The sequence below is a fragment of the uncultured Holdemanella sp. genome, assembly GCF_934772795.1.
Taxonomy (GTDB): domain Bacteria; phylum Bacillota_I; class Bacilli_A; order Erysipelotrichales; family Erysipelotrichaceae; genus Holdemanella.
This window is the reverse complement of record NZ_CAKVMR010000001.1, coordinates 14,760-28,777: the sequence shown is the minus strand read 5'-3', so window position 1 is coordinate 28,777 and position 14,018 is coordinate 14,760. Positions and strand designations below refer to the sequence as shown.

Annotated in this window: 25 protein-coding genes and 1 pseudogene; 1 reads left to right on the top strand and 25 read right to left on the bottom strand. The window is 33.8% G+C overall.

Features of this window, described 5'->3' with window-relative positions:
- Nucleotides 1-2: 2 nt before the first annotated feature.
- From Q0F04_RS00200 to Q0F04_RS00085, 24 genes and pseudogenes are all read right to left on the bottom strand, one after another.
- Entirely contained in the window at nt 3-455 is a 453-nt protein-coding gene (locus Q0F04_RS00200) for a hypothetical protein (protein ID WP_295748746.1), read from the bottom strand.
- Nucleotides 448-927, bottom strand: coding sequence for a hypothetical protein (locus Q0F04_RS00195; protein WP_295748743.1), 480 nt, complete (start codon nt 925-927; stop codon nt 448-450). The genes Q0F04_RS00200 and Q0F04_RS00195 overlap by 8 nt, the downstream gene beginning before the upstream one ends.
- A gap of 129 nt (nt 928-1,056) precedes the next feature.
- Nucleotides 1,057-1,554 (bottom strand): dUTP diphosphatase, encoded by a 498-nt coding sequence (locus Q0F04_RS00190; RefSeq protein ID WP_295748740.1) that lies wholly within the window; start codon nt 1,552-1,554, stop codon nt 1,057-1,059.
- 70 nt (nt 1,555-1,624) lie between these two features.
- Nucleotides 1,625-2,026, bottom strand: coding sequence for an HNH endonuclease (locus tag Q0F04_RS00185; RefSeq protein ID WP_295748736.1), 402 nt, complete (start codon nt 2,024-2,026; stop codon nt 1,625-1,627).
- Nucleotides 2,027-2,029: 3 nt separating this feature from the next.
- The gene (locus tag Q0F04_RS00180) at nt 2,030-2,407 is read right to left on the bottom strand and encodes a hypothetical protein (protein ID WP_295748733.1); all 378 of its coding nucleotides are present in this window, start codon (nt 2,405-2,407) and stop codon (nt 2,030-2,032) included.
- A gap of 125 nt (nt 2,408-2,532) precedes the next feature.
- Nucleotides 2,533-2,715, bottom strand: coding sequence for a hypothetical protein (locus Q0F04_RS00175; RefSeq protein ID WP_295748730.1), 183 nt, complete (start codon nt 2,713-2,715; stop codon nt 2,533-2,535).
- Between the two features lie 14 nt (nt 2,716-2,729).
- Nucleotides 2,730-3,059 (bottom strand): hypothetical protein, encoded by a 330-nt coding sequence (locus Q0F04_RS00170; RefSeq protein WP_295748727.1) that lies wholly within the window; start codon nt 3,057-3,059, stop codon nt 2,730-2,732.
- 18 nt (nt 3,060-3,077) lie between these two features.
- Nucleotides 3,078-3,791: pseudogene (locus Q0F04_RS00165) on the bottom strand (site-specific DNA-methyltransferase).
- Entirely contained in the window at nt 3,792-4,004 is a 213-nt protein-coding gene (locus Q0F04_RS00160; protein WP_295748720.1) for a hypothetical protein, read from the bottom strand.
- A complete protein-coding gene (locus tag Q0F04_RS00155; protein ID WP_295748717.1) occupies nt 4,005-4,466 on the bottom strand; it encodes a single-stranded DNA-binding protein in 462 nt (153 codons plus the stop codon).
- Nucleotides 4,467-4,484: 18 nt separating this feature from the next.
- Nucleotides 4,485-5,129 carry a hypothetical protein gene (locus tag Q0F04_RS00150; protein WP_295748714.1) on the bottom strand — a complete coding sequence of 215 codons (645 nt, stop codon included), beginning with the start codon at nt 5,127-5,129 and terminating at the stop codon, nt 4,485-4,487.
- Nucleotides 5,130-5,132: 3 nt separating this feature from the next.
- Nucleotides 5,133-5,726, bottom strand: coding sequence for a replicative helicase loader/inhibitor (locus Q0F04_RS00145; protein ID WP_295748711.1), 594 nt, complete (start codon nt 5,724-5,726; stop codon nt 5,133-5,135).
- Nucleotides 5,723-6,454, bottom strand: coding sequence for a helix-turn-helix domain-containing protein (locus Q0F04_RS00140; protein WP_295748708.1), 732 nt, complete (start codon nt 6,452-6,454; stop codon nt 5,723-5,725). Before Q0F04_RS00140 ends, Q0F04_RS00145 begins: the two co-directional genes overlap by 4 nt.
- A gap of 12 nt (nt 6,455-6,466) precedes the next feature.
- On the bottom strand, nt 6,467-7,159 hold the full coding sequence (locus Q0F04_RS00135) for a hypothetical protein (RefSeq protein ID WP_295748704.1): 693 nt from the start codon (nt 7,157-7,159) through the stop codon (nt 6,467-6,469).
- A complete protein-coding gene (locus Q0F04_RS00130) occupies nt 7,149-7,655 on the bottom strand; it encodes a hypothetical protein (RefSeq protein WP_295748701.1) in 507 nt (168 codons plus the stop codon). The genes Q0F04_RS00135 and Q0F04_RS00130 overlap by 11 nt, the downstream gene beginning before the upstream one ends.
- A gap of 1 nt (nt 7,656) precedes the next feature.
- On the bottom strand, nt 7,657-8,136 hold the full coding sequence (locus Q0F04_RS00125; RefSeq protein WP_295748698.1) for a hypothetical protein: 480 nt from the start codon (nt 8,134-8,136) through the stop codon (nt 7,657-7,659).
- Nucleotides 8,120-8,431, bottom strand: a complete 312-nt coding sequence (locus Q0F04_RS00120) for an HNH endonuclease (RefSeq protein WP_295748696.1) — start codon at nt 8,429-8,431, stop codon at nt 8,120-8,122. Before Q0F04_RS00120 ends, Q0F04_RS00125 begins: the two co-directional genes overlap by 17 nt.
- Nucleotides 8,424-9,143, bottom strand: coding sequence for a phage recombination protein Bet (gene bet / locus Q0F04_RS00115; RefSeq protein ID WP_295748693.1), 720 nt, complete (start codon nt 9,141-9,143; stop codon nt 8,424-8,426). Before bet ends, Q0F04_RS00120 begins: the two co-directional genes overlap by 8 nt.
- Before the next feature lie 2 nt (nt 9,144-9,145).
- Nucleotides 9,146-10,000, bottom strand: coding sequence for a DUF1351 domain-containing protein (locus tag Q0F04_RS00110; RefSeq protein WP_295748690.1), 855 nt, complete (start codon nt 9,998-10,000; stop codon nt 9,146-9,148).
- A gap of 18 nt (nt 10,001-10,018) precedes the next feature.
- On the bottom strand, nt 10,019-10,690 hold the full coding sequence (locus Q0F04_RS00105) for a lambda-exonuclease family protein (RefSeq protein ID WP_295748688.1): 672 nt from the start codon (nt 10,688-10,690) through the stop codon (nt 10,019-10,021).
- 243 nt (nt 10,691-10,933) lie between these two features.
- Nucleotides 10,934-11,086: a hypothetical protein gene (locus tag Q0F04_RS00100; RefSeq protein ID WP_295748685.1), complete on the bottom strand. Its 153-nt coding sequence runs from the start codon at nt 11,084-11,086 to the stop codon at nt 10,934-10,936.
- Entirely contained in the window at nt 11,061-11,285 is a 225-nt protein-coding gene (locus Q0F04_RS00095; protein WP_295748680.1) for a hypothetical protein, read from the bottom strand. Before Q0F04_RS00095 ends, Q0F04_RS00100 begins: the two co-directional genes overlap by 26 nt.
- The gene (locus Q0F04_RS00090) at nt 11,270-11,458 is read right to left on the bottom strand and encodes a hypothetical protein (protein ID WP_295748678.1); all 189 of its coding nucleotides are present in this window, start codon (nt 11,456-11,458) and stop codon (nt 11,270-11,272) included. The genes Q0F04_RS00095 and Q0F04_RS00090 overlap by 16 nt, the downstream gene beginning before the upstream one ends.
- Before the next feature lie 40 nt (nt 11,459-11,498).
- A complete protein-coding gene (locus Q0F04_RS00085; protein ID WP_178649667.1) occupies nt 11,499-11,702 on the bottom strand; it encodes a helix-turn-helix transcriptional regulator in 204 nt (67 codons plus the stop codon).
- A 173-nt stretch (nt 11,703-11,875) separates the two neighbouring features.
- Between Q0F04_RS00085 and Q0F04_RS00080 the strand changes: the two genes are divergently transcribed.
- Nucleotides 11,876-12,514 carry a S24 family peptidase gene (locus tag Q0F04_RS00080; RefSeq protein WP_295748670.1) on the top strand — a complete coding sequence of 213 codons (639 nt, stop codon included), beginning with the start codon at nt 11,876-11,878 and terminating at the stop codon, nt 12,512-12,514.
- A 354-nt stretch (nt 12,515-12,868) separates the two neighbouring features.
- Here the strand turns inward: Q0F04_RS00080 and Q0F04_RS00075 are convergent, their stop codons facing one another.
- Nucleotides 12,869-13,978 (bottom strand): site-specific integrase, encoded by a 1,110-nt coding sequence (locus Q0F04_RS00075; protein WP_295748668.1) that lies wholly within the window; start codon nt 13,976-13,978, stop codon nt 12,869-12,871.
- Nucleotides 13,979-14,018 lie beyond the last annotated feature (40 nt).

Sequence of the window (14,018 nt, the reverse complement as noted above, 5' to 3'; positions counted from 1 at the left end):
TTTCATCCTCCTATATTCGGACAAATACAATCCCAGTTATAATCATCGAATTTAACTTCTTCATCCTTGGTGATTTCTCCATCAATGATCTCAATAATTTGGTTGAACTGCATTCCTCTTTCAAATGCATGAATTCTCATGTCAACTCCGTATTTTTTACAAGATTGTAATAATTCTTCCGCACTAATACACCATGCGAATTCTGCTTCAAATCCAATTGCGATTTTTCCTTCATCGTTCCAATCATCAATATATTCATCTAAGTCAAGAATAAATCCTCTTCTAGTTCCTTTAATCCAACATCTGCTACATTTAACTTGACTATACTCATCCATCTTCAACACTTCTAAATCTTCGCCAAAATAATCAACCGGTTGTAATCCTTCTAAAACAAATTTTGTTAAATTCTCTTTTGTCCCTCTAACTCTTAAAGTTCCTCTACACCAATTAGGCATTTTCTTTCTCCTTATAAGCTTTTGGTAAAGGCATCCAAGCTAAACCATCTAAATCCATTCCACTTCCAAGCCCATATACATAAGCATCAGGTACTTCCCATGTATCAACCCACACATGTTCTTTATCAAATGTGCCATCCATATCCAATACTAAAATATCCTCATCAATATCAGGCAACTCACAATTAAGTATTCCTTCTTCATCAAAGGTAAATGGAATCCACTTACTTGTTACTTCTTTTTTAATCAGTTTAAGGCTATCTAGAAATTCTTTTATAATATATGCCCTTTGCTCAGTATCATTGATTTCTTTCGTCAAATTACTTAAATAATTTTTCTTATCTAAATAATAGGTAGATCCATCTTGCTCGGCTTTAATTAAAGCTCTGACATCTTCTTTTAGACGTTCATTTGCACCATTAAGTTGACATTGGTACATTTCTATAAACATATTAATTCTTTCTTCAATCATCTTTACCCTCCTCTGTTGTCATGATAAACAACAATAACAATAAGAACCAATAACTATAATTTGCACACATATAACAAGTGATTCCAATTATTGCTAAGTTATATAACATACAAACTATTTCTCCCAAACCTAATACCCCTTTGCTAATCTTTCTTTATTGATCTCATTCTTACGAATATACTCGTTGTAGATTTCTCCAAACGAATATCCTAAATGCAATCCTAATGCGATTACATAAGCTAATACGTTATCATCTCGTGTTAAACTGATTACACAACTAAATGCATATGCCTGTCCAAAACCTAAATCCGTTTTCAGCTTGTTGTAATTCCACTTAATATCTTCATATTGATAGCATCCTGAACCAAACTTGATTTCGTACATCAATGCAAAGTGAACAACATCAATGTATTCCTCAAGCACTTTAGCTTCGTCTTTAGGTTCTTGCGTGAACTTCCACCAACACCAATCTGATTTCTGAGCGTGCATCAATTCTCCTAATTCATCAAACAACGCACTTTCTAATTGAGCTTTAGAAACATAGTCTACATTATGTTTCTTAAATACTTCCTCATCATATGCTTTCTGTCTTTCAAGCATATCTTTAATTAATTCTGTACTTGTCATTTGTTTCTCCTTTTATAATCCTAACAATTTAGCAATCATATGCTCTGGTCTATTGCTCAAATCTTCATTATCACATTCTTTTTTTTTGAGCTTTTCTAAGTTGCTCACGTGTAATGACTCCGTAATCTGCTTTTTTATGGCAATTAGGACACAACATAATCAGATTATCTAGTTCTCCACTTCCACCTTCTGAAACAGGTACAATGTGGTGTATTTCGCAACCATATGAAGGTAACGTTTTTCCTTTGTGAATAACCAAATTTTCACTTATCTGCCATCCACATATAGCACATTTGCCTTGATACAATGAGTAAACTTTGTTTTTATCTCTAGACATATCCTTTGCTCTTTTAATTAGTGCTGGTTTTTCTTTTTCTCTAATAGCTGCACGTTTGCATTTATCGCTACAATAAATTGCTCTGTTGCTTTTAGTTTCAAACTCCTTACCACACACTTTGCATATCTTTTTCATTCTTTACTCCTTCAAAACATACTGTTTTATAAATCTTCGTGCATATTGTGGATGAATCATACTTCTTTGCGTTTGAACACTGTATTCACCTTTTTTGACCTTTGAAATAACTTTCTTAGGTACATATTCAATCGGTTCAAAATCTAGATTGTTTTGTACTTTGCAATTTATGAACCAATATTGTGTTGGCTTCTCGAAATAATCTCCGTCCATTCTTCTATTTCTATCAATCATAGAAGGCTTTATGCACCAATAGCTTGTTAAATAATGAGGTTGCGTATATGGATTTTCAATAATCATCTGCAATCCTCTTTTTTCTGCTACAACAACTAACATACTGATTAATTCATATAACTCATGTAGTTCATTATGCAGCTTCATGCTATATTCTAGTTTCTTTATATCATCCCAATTTTTTTGTTGCTGGGCTTGTCCTCTGAACCAAAGAGGAACTCTAGCTTCAAACCTTGTACAAGGAAAGAAAGCAATAATTAAATCGTCTTTCTTTATCCTGTCAAATATGGAAGGCTCGTTATGATACCCCCCCCCCGAATCTCTTTGAACAAATCAATAACATAATCAGTTTGATTGAACTCATTTTGAATATCGTAGTCATAAGCATTAATTCCTAGCTTTTTGAACTCATTCTTAAATGTTCCTGATTGTTCAAATAAACAATGTACTTTCATCTTTTTACTCCTATTTAAAACAATGGTTCTTGCTCAAATTTCTTACCATTAAATGTAAACACTTCTGATTTATTCTCTTTATCATTTTTAAGCTCTTCTTCTCTGTAAAATTCAACTAAATCAGAATAGCAATTTGTAAATGTTCCTTTGTAAGCAATCCCATTTATCACTGTATGATAATCAAGATCAATTTCTTCATCTTCGCCTATTCTTTCAAAAACTAATGCGTGCTCGTAATCTATATAAAACTCTGCATCAGGGAACACACGCTTAATATATTTGTCCGCTTTCTTTAATTCTCTGTTTTTTACAAACAAAGCGTTTCTTCCGTAAATGTTATCCATATACCATTTCACACCTCGTTAAAATAATGTGCTTGTTTCTATTGCGATTCTTTTCTTTGCAATTTGACAATATTCTTTAGATATTTCATATCCAACATATTTTCTTTTATTAAGTTCTGACGCAATAGCAGTTGTTCCTGTTCCTTAGAATGGGTCAACAATCGTATCTCCCTTAACACTGAAATTTTTAACAAACCAATCTGCAATTTCATATTTCATAATTGCTCCATGCCCTTTAAAGTGTTTTTCATTAACTGAGCTATGCACAATGTTTTTGATTGACCCATAAGCTCTAAACTCCTCTGCTTGTTCATTTAAAACAAAGAAATATTCAACCGCATTACATACTGATGTAAGTATGTTTCCGTTCTCATCCTTAATCTTGTTGATACTTGGTTGAGGGTTTGTTTTCTCCCAAATCACAATTCCTTTTAACTTATCTGCGAAATATCCAATGTATTTATAAACATCTTTTTTGTTGAAATACGTTGCTTGAATATTCACGATTACATCTTTCTTGCACACTCTTAATAACTCATTCGTTACATCAACGATCATCTTGTAATAATTGTTTTTAACATCGTCATAATGAGCGTACTTATCATTTCTTACCCTGTTATATGGAGGGGATGTAATCGCAACATCAAATTGATTGTCTTTAATTTCTTTTAGTCCTTTTAAACAATCTTGATTATAGATAACCCCCCCCGTGAGATTTATCTGTTTCTCCATTTATTTATCCTTCCCAACATATTCTCCAATGTAAATTTCTCCGTTGATAACATACACATTCTTATAGTTTTGCTTTGTTACCCCTAGAAAATCTTTGTCAGGCTTTTTAAAAGCTAGTTTTCCATCTCTCGTACAGTATTTGTATTTGTTAGAACTATCATCACATCTTTGAACACTGTACATAAGTTCATCATCATATCTTTTCGCAATCATCTAGAATGGCATCCCTTCACCCAAATCATCATTTGCTGGATATGATTTGTAATTTACTTGATTTGTAAATGGTACTTGTTGAGGTTGATACGCTTGTTGACACCTTTGTTGACTTGCTTGTTGTTGATAAGCTTGCGTTTGTGGCATTGTAGCGTTGTTTAAAGCCAATTCTACGTCCATAACGTAAACACTAGTCTTATATACCTTTTGGTTGTCTTTGTTCGTGTATGAGCTTTTTTGAAGCTTTCCGTCAACTTCAATATGTTGTCCTCTGAAACCATATTGATTAATGTATTCTGCATTATCTCCCCACGCAGTACAATCGAAGAAGTATTTGTGTTCCTGCCCGTTTTTTCCCTTTTCCTTTACTTCAATTGAAAAGTTGCAAAGGCTTTGTCCTGTAGTAGTTTTCTTTAAAACAATATCGCTACCGATTTCACCTGATAAAATAACTCTGTTCATTTCTTTTTGACTCCTTATCTATGCATATTCAACACCTATTGAATTAGGTCTGATTCCTTCTATCATCTGATACATATGTGATGCAGAAATGAAATTCTTTCTAGCACACTCGGCAATTGAGCTATAGACTGTATTGCCTATTCTTACTTTCTTCTTGTTTCTTAACCCTTGAGTCTGAGCTAATTTGATAACTCTTAGGTTTTCAATTTTCATTTCTCCGTCCCAAACGATAGAATCGTTCTTTTCTATTTCCCCTACAAAAGCTTTGTAGGCTTCAAACAATACATTCAAGTATCTTCTTCCTTCTTTAAAGTTCACTGCAACTCTGTATATTGATTCTGTTTCCTTTTTAGCCTTCATTTCCTTTTGATTTCCTTTTAGATCAACAGAAACAACTCTTAAATAACTTGTAATGTAATATCTGATTCCTGTTTTACTTTCGCCAATCAGTTGGAATTGCTCGTCATCTTCACTTGTGACTTTTCTTCTTTCTTCATTATCAGTTTCAACAGGAAGAAGAATACATCCTTTGTGGGTTTCCTCGTTTCTCAACATCTTATGGAATTGAGCGTTTGTAATGCCCAATTCCTTCATTACATCTTTGGCGTTTACGATTCCTCGTACAACTGATATATCGTTTTTATCCAACATATAATATTGCACTTGCTACCCCTCCTTTTTTATCCGTTCATCAAATCTCCCAACATTTTCATTCCTTCCTCCTTTTTTTGGAGGTGCAGGCAATCGATCGTGTTCCTGATACATTTCCAAACTGATTTGTCCTGAGTTTAATAACTGCACTTCTTCTTCACAAATTTCTTTGTAAGCTTGTAAAAATCTATCTCTGTAATATTGCAAGTCTTTTTTATTGCTCCATGCAATATCTCTTAACAGATAGCTCCCTCCGAGTGCTTTCTGAATGTTTCTAGGCAGTTTATCGTAGTTTACCTTACTTGTATGAGGGTCACACTTAGCGTTCCTTAAAACGATTTCCCAAGCCTCTCCACACTCTTTAGTTTTTCCAATAGCAGTTTTACTGATTCGTGTTTTTACTTGCGCTACATTTGGAGCAAACTCTCTTGTATCACTTTGAATGATTTGATTAACTGCATTTGCTACAACCAAGTATTCATAATCCTTAAAAGACACTTGCCAAAGCTTCAGATAGGCTTGTGTATCTTCTTGAGTCATGTTTTTGTAGCTCATAGGATAATTGATTCTTAGCACTTGTAAGATTCTTTCAGTTTCTTCTAATGTCAAAATGCATACCCCATTTCTTTTCTAGTCAATTGCCTTTGACCGCTATTGTTCTGCAACTTGTAGAATGTTAACCAGTTATGCATGATGCTCTGATTTACAATAGCAATCTTGGTAACATCATCTAATGCTAATTCAGTTAATTTATTTAAAGACAATTTCATAGCTCTAGCAGTCAAAGGCTTTCTTGCTTTATTTCTCATTTCAACAAACCCATGCAAAGCATCTTGCAAATCTTGGTTTTGTGTATACTCTGCAATAACAGAATTAACTGTTTCTTTTTTGCCTTTTTCACCTAAAGAATTATTAGTATTTAATCTATTAGTATTTAATTCTTTAGTATTTTGTTTATTAGTATTTATTTGTGGTTGATTTTCCGTGCACCGATTTTCCGTGCATTGAATATCCGTGCACCGATTTTCCGTCCACGGTAATTTGTCATACGGTTTCTCGTAAATATCATAGATGTAATCAAATCTTCCTGTTTCATCTTGAACTCTTGTACGCTTCAAATACTTGTGTTCTTCAAGTTCTTTAAGTGCAGTTTGAACTGCTGCTTTATTTTCCTTAACAATTGCAACTAATCCGTTTACTGAATAATCCCAATTACTAGGTAAAGAAAGCATCAAACCAAGAAGTCCTTTTGCTTTTAATGAGATTTCTTTATCTTGCAAGTGATAATTGCTCATTACTGTAAATCCCTTTGTATTGTTTACTCTGATCGTTGACATAACTAACGCCTCCTAACATTCAGTACCTATGTACTTCCTAAGATTCCCTTTATAAAATATTTTTTCAAAAGGGAATCCTTTAAGGTATCTTCCGTGTGCAAGTTTATATTTTATGCCATATTTTTCGCACCACTCTATAAGTGCTTTCGTTTCGCCATTATGTGTTATAAATACAGTGTTTGTTCTGTTTCTAATTTGTGCTTTTTGATCGGCAAATCTGCAATTTTCAGGGCAATAGTCACCATTAACATCTATTCTGTCAATTGTAAGATTTTCTTCGTACCCATTTTTTATCGCCCAATTATAAAAATTTTCAAACGATTTATTCCATTCATCACAAACTTTTATGCCTTTCCCACCATAATTTTCATAATGGTCATATTTTTTACAGTCGCATCTTTTTTTCATGGATATCCAAAGGCGGTATATACGTGTTTTTGACATACCATGAGTTCGCCTTTGCCCATGCTTTACTTTTCCTTCTTTTTCAAGTTCAGCTAAATGTTCTTTTGCTTTTTCTTTTTGCAAGCATCCACAACTTCTTGTTGGTCTAGTTTTTGCGACTAATTGAGAACCCTTAACTACACAACTATTGCCACAATCACAAATACATTCAAAATAAGCAAATCCGTTTTTATCTGAATGATCGTATTTAATAACTGTCAATCTTCCAAACTTTTTCCCTGATAAATCTCTATATTTCATGATTCCAACCACTTTCGTTCATTTTTTCATAAAACACACAAGCCACTGCTAAAGCAGAATATATGTCACTTTTGAAACCATAAAAGAATCCAGGCTCTTTTTTTGTTCCTTTTCCTTTGTTTGGAGTGTCCTTTGCAAACCTATCAACCAATGCTTGCCTGATATTACTGTCTTTCGCTTTCATAGAGTTGCATAGAAGCATTTTTTCTTCTTTTCTATATACAAATTCCACTTCCCATAAAAGCTTCAAACAATGCTCTTTAAAACGTCCTATCCACACACACGTATCAAATACAGATGCACCAACTGGCATCCCATATGAGGCAATCATTTCAATAGCTACATAACGAATATCGTATGTTAGCTTGAAACGAGTAAGTAATTTCATCAATTCATGATTTTCAACTTTCCCTTTTTCTAGGACTTTGCTTAAATCATCTGCAACAACTACATATGCACTCTCTATATTTCCTGGGTCAATTCCAATGAAAGCCATTTTAAGCACCTCCGATTTCAAACTTAGTGACCTCTATTTTTTTCTTGGTCGCATTCATCTTGGCTTCTATGCTTTCATAAGCAGTTTTGAAACGCTTTAAATCACTATCAACTTTTGCAAGCTTAGTTCTTTCATCAGCTACTTTTTGACAAGCCAACGCTTCAAAGAATTTAATGCTTGGTGCTTTCCCGTCATGGTCACGTTCCCAAGTGCTTCGTTCTACGTAGATAGCGTTTGTCATTTTATTTTCAATATCTGCTTTAAGAATGTTCGATTGTTCCTGTAATCTAGCCATCATTTCACCGATTAAGAACATTTGATTTGCAAGGTTTTCAACATTTAATGCCATTTCCATAACTGCGTTTTCATCAGGAATATAAGCATCCACTAAAATTTCAAGTTGTTCTTGGATTTCTTCGTCTTTCCAATACTTGACTTTGAATGGATTGTATTTAAACAACAGTTCATTTTGACTTAGCATTATATTTCACCTCTGTTTCATCAATGTTTCCATAGATACGTTCTAGATATTTTTTGGCAATACTTAACATTTTCTCTCTCTTTGTGCTTTGGTCTAAAAGATTGTGACATCTTCTACACACTGTAATAATGTTTTTTTCTACCCCAAGACCTCCACATGATCTAGGGATTATGTGTGCTTCGGGAAATGCGAAGGGAGAACCGCAAAAGATACACATTCTCCCGTCTCTTTCCCATACAGTATCTTTAACTGATTTAGGAATATCTGTAGCTTGGCTACGTTTGCTTTTATACAAGACTTACACCTTCGGGTTGCGGTTCTTCGGGTTGCGAATATGTTTGTGGTTGAACAGGTGCTTGTTCAATTGGTTGTTGGATTGGAGCTTCATCCAATTTCATATCCACATTCATTTCTTCCTCTGAATACATCTGTTGGAAATCGTTAGGGAATGTTTCTCTTAAAGCTTGAGTGATTGCAACTTTACGAATCATTGTTGCCATTTTAGCCCCCCATTGTGAGTTAAGTTTTCCATCCTTAGTTCTTCCTGCGTATTCTTCAACTGAGACTTCAATATGCGTTGGATGTGAAGTGTTCTTTCTAAATACATCTGCCCATCCACCTACGACTTCTTCTCTGTCTTTTAAGTAGAAAGCACCTTTTCGGTAAGCCAATTCACCACTTTCACCATTGAGTACGATAATTCCTGCATCTAATCCATCAAATTCTGAATTTCTTTCGGCACGTTTCAAGAAAACATCTTTTGAAACTACCATTTGAGCTGGAAGTGTATTTCCATACTTGATTAAGTAGCAATCTTTAATGAATGGGTTCAACCCTTGCGATTTACATAGGTTGATGAAATAAACAATTTCTTGGTCTGTAATTTGGCCATTTCCATTTACTAGATAATTTCTAACGATAGCTGGAGATAATTTAACTTTTTCTCCGTTGGCAGAAAATTCTACCAATTGATTGTCATTTTTCTTTGCAATATTGTTTTGTAACATAATTAACATTCTCCTTTTTCCAAAACATTGACTTTCACATCATGTTCTTTAATAAATTGATTCAAAATCGGATTAAACGCTTGTAATTCGCTCATAGGGCCTTCAAATCTAAATACACAATATCTTCTTGGCTCTGTCTGATTTTGAGCCTGAGTGACTTCAAACAGAGCTTGTGTAGGAACTGTATTTTCTCTTTCCATTTGTGCTTGTTTAGATTGCTCAATCTTAGCATTTACTTTTTCTTGAAGCTTTGCTTTGGCTGCCTTGATTTCGTTGATACGTTCTGTAGCCTTGCTTAAATCCAATGTTTTACAGAACAATTGGATAACTTGTTCTGCCTGTAGTTCATCATCAGGTAAAGAAGCTTCGATAAAAGATAATTGTTCTTCGGCTTTCAAGAACTTGTTATTCAAGCTTTCTTCAATTTCTTTAGGCTTAACAGATTTGTTCAAATATCTTTCTTCAAAAACTAAATCGAATGGATATTTGTTGTTGGTCATGTTTAACCACAACTCTTTAATCTGATTTTTCTTCAATTCTTTTTCTGCGTTATCAATATCATTGATTCCGTTACCCAATTTATCGGATGCATCTTTGATAGTCTTTTCGACTTGCATAATGTCTTTTTTATCCTTTATCCACTGAGCGAATACATCATCCTCAACTTGCTTACGCTTATCAGATACAACTTTCACTAAATTGTTAAGTGAAGCTCTGTCTGTTTTAGCTTGCTTGTAGTTGTTTTCATCAACAACGTAATCGTAAGCTTTCAATCCTTCTTGGATTGCGGGTAATAAATCGCTTGCATTTGTGTACACTTTTCCGTTTTGTGCACGTACCTCTAAATTAAATTCCATATTTCCATCTCCTCTTTTCTATATAGACAATGTGATAGGTGGTTCTACATCACCTATGAAGTACCTATCCCATTTTTCTATCATTGCTTGTTTTAGATCGTTCATACTGTCTAAAGCTTCTTCTTTGCGATATGAACGCTCAATGATTCGTGCATCACCATCTGCAAATCTTAGCTCTGCACAATAGATAACGAAGTCAAAATCCGTAACAATCAATCCTTCTAAAGTTTGGCAATAATAGTTATCAGGAACTGTTTCGTTTCCTTTAGAACCCCATTTCTGCAAACTATGAGAATTGATTATCTTAGATGTTTTGATTTCCAAGATTCCTCTTTCTCTTGTTTCCTTGTTGTAGATTAGTCCATCAGGACTGTATCTCAAGAACTCATGTTCCTTAGAAACAAGCGTTACGTTATCCACGTATTGAACATCTAATTCAGGGTGTTTCGCCTGAAATAATGTTCTTAAACAAGGCTCTGCGGTATTTCCATATTCGATAGCCTCGTTCGTAATTTGTTGTGAACCGAACTTCTTGTCATGCCACAATTGATTAAGCGTTTTCCATGGGTTCAAATCCATGAAACAAGCTGCATCCGAACCGCCGATTCCACGTCCACGTTTCTTTAGCCATTCTTCATGACTACCATACTTTTCAACACTGAATTTATCGGTGTCTTGGTAAAGATTCATCCTTACTTCCTCCCCTCAATTTACAAACCTCTTATGTACCAATTGGCTATTACAATGAAAGCTAGAGAAACTAAGAAACAGATTAACGAGCAAATGTAATTAAACTTAGCAGCACGATTAACCATATGCGTTTGTTTTTGACTTCTAACAAGCATTGAATACTGGGTTTCATACTCATTATTGGCGAAAGAAGGAAGCGTGATGCAATCACCTAATTCAACTGCATTCTTCTTTGCGTTTGACTTAGAACCAGGCTTCTTCGTCACGTTCTTCTTTGCAACAGTCGAAACAGTAGTCTTCGTAACTGTACTCATCTTGTTCTTCCTCCTCATCTTCATCAATAAAACGGTTGTCATCCAACTCTCTTAAATCATCTACATCCATCATGTTGTTCACACCTTTCTTTAAACTCAGGAAACATCCTGATAAATAACTTTGTTGGAACTTTCTTTGTATCTATCACTTTAGATAGATTGGATTTTTTGTAGGCATCCGTTTCGCAAATAAGATTCAACATCTTGTATGCGGTTTTCTTAGAAACACCTAGTTCCATGATGTCTCTATAGCCTAAGAGAACTTTCATTCTTTTACGCATCTCTTTCCAACTTCAAATCCATATGCGTAAATCATGGAAAGTAAAGTTGATACTTCTTTTAAATCTTCCCTTTTGCATCCGCTTTTGATTAGTACATCAAGAACTCTTCCTTCTGCTTTTACTGATTCATGGATTAAATCAATTGAATTTAATCTTTCATTTGGTTCTGACATTTTATTCACCCTTTCTGTTTATATCCCTTTATCGGGATGTTTATCTTAAAAAAATTTTTGCTCTGTCTTCATCTTTATCAATATGCAAAATTTCGCACATTTTAGTAGCTTCATCAGTATAAAGTCTACATTTGCCTGTTACTTTTAAAGAGAGTGAGTTTTTGCTGATTCCAAGCTTTTCTGCTAACTCTCTTTGTGACATATTGTTTCTTTCGAGCATCATTTTATAAAGCCCTCTGTCCATAAATTCTCACCTCTTTCATCCCTTTTTCGGGTCATCTACAGTATACCACGTTTGCACGATTCGTCAACCCTTTTTTGGGATAATTGTTTTAATTTTTTTATTATGTCATTGCTAAATTGGGATATTATAAATATAATATATTTAGCAGATAGTACTTTAGGAGGTGAATATTAATGAATAATGTAGTATCTGATAGGATTAAAAAAGCAATAGAAAAAAGTGGGTATTCATTTATTGAATTAGAAAAGAGGACAGGATTTTCTAAATCGGCCTTACAAAGATATTCTCAAGGAGTAACAACTAAAGTTCCTGTTGATGTTGTAAATGCAATTGGAGGTGCTACAGGGGTTTCACCGTTCTACTTAATTGGTTGGGGTGACGATCCTAATTATTTCCCTTTGAAAGATGTCAAAGACAAATCAATTCCTTTATATTCTTCTATATGTTGTGGTGCTGGATTATTTATTGATGAGAATATCGAAGACTATATAGCTGTTCCTGATAGATATATAAATTCTAACAAGGAGTACTTTGCCAATATTGCAAAAGGTGATTCCATGATTGGAAAAGGTATCAATGATGGTGACACATTGATATTTGAGAAAACAAACGTGTTGGAAAGTGGACAAATCGGTTCTTTCTGTATCAATGATGGAAATGATTGTGTATGCAAGATATTTAGAAAATTAAATAATGGAATGATTGTATTGGAAAGTGCAAACCCAAAATACGACCCAATAATTATTGATGTTACTAACGAGTGCTTTAGAGTTATTGGAAAGCTAGTTTGTAAATTCAGTGGTGTAGAATAATAATTGTTGAATGGAGATGATATAAGTGATTATATTCGTATGCTTATTAACACTTGGATTGTTAGGCTTAGGAAAAGCTACAGGTAGTATAATAGATATGGTAATAAGTGGATTTGTTTATTTACTTGTTATTGCGTTCTTCTTTAAATATGTACTGCCATTCTTTATAATAGTTTTCATTCTAGTTATATTATATGTATTGTTTTGGTAGTATAAAAACGTCCGCAACAAAACATGATAAACTTTAAGTGCCTGTAAATAGGCAACTGTATATTTTCATCTCTCTCTATTTCATGGAAGGCACATTCGCTAAAGGATGTGCTTTTCTTTTTGCAAACAAAAAAGCACTAGAAATTAATCTAGTGCATCTATCAAATTATCCTTGTCCATAAACTTTGCAATTCCTTTATCGGCTTGAGGTAGCCAATGAGCATAAACACTCAATACAGTACTTAAATTGTCTCCTAAGCGCTTTGCAACGTCATATAAGCTAAAATGCGAGCTTCCATCTCTTACCATATTACCTATCATATAACTTGCACATGAGTGCCTTAAATCGTGTACACGAATGATAGGTATTTGTTCTTCATTGCTTTCATTTGCAATTTTAATGGCTTCTCTCATTCTTGTTCTAACTGTTGTATTACATACGGGTATATCTATACCGAACACAAATGATTTCTCAGGAACATCCAACATTTCTTTAAATTCTCTGTATTCATCAGATAAGAACTGAGGCATTGTAATCGTCCTATAACTGTTTGGAGTTTTTGGAGTTGTGATTTTATGCAAATCTTTTGACCATGTTTTTTTAATTGCAATCGTATTGTTTTCTAAATCCACATCTTCCCATGTTAAAGCTAATGTTTCTCCAATTCGCATCCCCATATAAAATTGATTATTAAATAGAAGATGATACAAAGGATTTTCAACATAAGGAATAAATAAATTGAATTGTTCCAAGGTCCAATACTGCATTTCTGTTTTCTTTTCGTTTGGGTCTTTAACTAATTCTATCGGGGAACAAGGATTGCTTTCTAAATATCCTTTACGAACTGCAAATCGCATCATCTTATTGATTCTAGATAAATAGTTCTTTGCAGTTTCATATCCCACATTATTAATCATTAATTCCATTGCACATTCTATATCGTTTGTTGTAATGGATTTTATATTAACATCGCCAAGAGTATCAATCCATCTATTCAAAATCCTATTCTGACTTATCCAAGAACTTTGTTTGATTCTTTTCTCAGTATAAGCCGAGAAAACATCAAATAATCCTTCCAATGTAATATTCTTGTATGGGTCTTTGATATTCTCTTTAAATAGAATCTCTGCTTTTACTGCATCTTTCTTTTTTGGAAAGCCACGTTTCTTATACTGCCTATACTTTCCATTCTTCATTTTGTACGATCCATAGAAATACCACGTACCTGTTTTTTCATCTTTTTTTACTGCCATGTAATTTTCTCTCTTTCTTTAGATAACACTTAAATTTTAT